Genomic DNA, 2,249 nt, shown 5'->3' on the forward strand with positions numbered 1-2,249 from the left:
CCCCGCGGGGGCCCCGGGCGCGGCGCCGGGGCGGGCGGGCCCCGGGGGGGGGGGGGGGGGGGGGGGGGGGGCGGGGGGGCGGGGCGGCGCCTTGCGGCGGGCGAGGACGCCGGCCCTCATGCGGCCATCAGCTCCGCATCGGACGCGGCCTCGCGCACGGCGCGCTCGCGGGTGACCCCGCGCTCGACCAGAGGCTCGTAGAAGCGGCGGATCAGGTCGAGCACCGCCTCCACCTCGTGCAGGCGGTTCACCTCGGCGCGGAACTCGGCGGAGCCGGGCAGGCCCTTCGAGTACCAGGCGACATGCTTGCGCGCGAGGCGCAGGCCGGGATCGCGGCCGTGATGCACCAGCATGCCCTGGTAATGCGCGAGCAGCGTCGCGAGCTGCTCGGCGAGGTCGGGCTCGGGCACCGGCTGGCCGCTGCGCAGCTGCTCGGCGACGAGGCGCGGCAGCCAGGGGCGGCCATAGCAGCCACGGCCGATCATCACGCCATCGGCGCCGGACCGGCGCAGCGCCTCGGCCGCGTCCTCGGGCCCCAGGATGTCGCCATTGACGATGACGGGCAGGCGCACCGCCTCCTTCACCTGGCGCACGAAGTCCCAGTCGGCCACGCCGGTGTAGAACATCTGCCGGGTGCGGCCATGGACGGTGACCAGGCGGATGCCGCATTCCTCGGCGATCTTCGCCAGCCGCGGGGCATTCAGGCTCTTGTGGTCCCAGCCCATGCGCATCTTGAGCGTGACGGGCACGGAGACCGCCTTCACCGTCGCCTCCAGGATGCGCGCGGCGGCGATCTCGTCGCGCATCAGGGCGGAGCCGGCGGACTGGCCGAGTGCGACCTTCTTCACCGGGCAGCCGAAATTGATGTCCACGATGGCGGCGCCGCGATCCACCACCAGCCGTGCGGCCTCCGCCATCACCGCCGGGTCGCAGCCGGCGAGCTGCACCGAGGAGGGCGCGCCGAAGCCGTCCACCTCGGCCATCTTCAGCGTGTTGCGGTTCTCCCGCACCATCGCGTTCGAGGCGATCATCTCGGAGACGACGAGGCCGGTGCCGAGGCCGCGCGACAGGCGGCGGAACGGCAGGTCGGTGACGCCCGACATCGGCGCGAGGATGACCGGCGTCTCGATCCGGGCCCCGCCGAGGTCGATCGGAGGGAGTGCGTGCATCCCCCTTCTGCCTTTGCAATGCTCATGATTTGGGCGGAGTAGCGTTCAAATCCGGTTTCGTCCACTCCCGTTGTGCAGATGCGGATGCATCTGCCGAATATGCGGGCAGGTCTGGATGCTCTCCCGGACCGGCGGGCAGGCGGCTAGAGCAGCGCCCGTTCGAGTGGAACCGCTCCGTGGTTCCGCCGAACGGGCATAAGCTGCTCTAGAATCGTTGTTTCTAGCAGGCTGCGGAAAATCGGCTGTTCGGATCGGCGCTGATCTGATTCGCTGCTGATGTTGATGGCGGATGTGGCGATGCGCGGATCGGATCGGCAGACGGGCTCGATGTTCAGCTATGTGAGCCCGGAGGCGCTGGTGTCGGCGGACCACCCGCTGCGGCCGATCCGGGTTCTGGTGAACCGGGCGCTGGAGCGGCTGTCGGGCGAGTTCGACAAGCTCTACGCAGCGGGCGGGCGGGACTCGATCGTGCCGGAGAAGCTGCTGCGGGCGCTGCTACTGCAGGCCTTCTACTCGGTGCGATCCGAGCGGCGGCTGATGGAACAGGTGACCTACAACATGCTGTTCCGCTGGTTCATCGGGCTGTCGATGGACGCGCCGGTATGGGACGTGACGGTGTTCACCAAGAACCGGGACCGGCTGCTGCGGGGCGAGGTGGCGGGGAAGTTCTTCGCCGCCGTGCTGGCCGATCCGGAGGTCAAGCCGCTGCTCTCGTCGGAGCATTTCTCGGTGGACGGCACGCTGATCGAGGCCTGGGCCTCGATGAAGAGCTTCCGCCCGAAGGACGGCTCCGGGCCGCCGCCTGGCCCGGGGCGCAACGGCGAGCGCGACTTCCACGGCGAGAAGCGCAGCAACGAGACGCATGCCTCCACCACGGACCCCGATGCGCGGCTGGCGCGCAAGTCGAACGGGCAGGCGTCCAAGCTCTGCTACGCCGGGCATGTGGTGATGGAGAACCGGCACGGCCTGGCGGTTGCGGCGACCACGACGCGGGCCACCGGCACCGCCGAGCGCGACGCCGGCGAGACGATGATGGCGGGGCTGGATCGCGCGACGCGCAGCACGCTGGGGGCGGATAAG

At 70.7% G+C, this 2,249-nt stretch carries 2 protein-coding genes; one reads left to right on the forward strand and one right to left on the reverse strand.

Annotated elements, in window-relative coordinates; translation table 11 throughout:
- Positions 1 to 116: 116 nt before the first annotated feature.
- Entirely contained in the window at positions 117 to 1,169 is a 1,053-nt protein-coding gene (gene dusB / locus AC1MIR_RS04335; protein WP_480026939.1) for a tRNA dihydrouridine synthase DusB, read from the reverse strand.
- A gap of 297 nt (positions 1,170 to 1,466) precedes the next feature.
- Between dusB and AC1MIR_RS04340 the strand changes: the two genes are divergently transcribed.
- On the forward strand, positions 1,467 to 2,249 hold a 783-nt coding region (locus tag AC1MIR_RS04340), incomplete at its 3' end, for an IS5 family transposase (RefSeq protein ID WP_480026940.1).

Source organism: Falsiroseomonas sp. RANM36 (assembly GCF_056682175.1).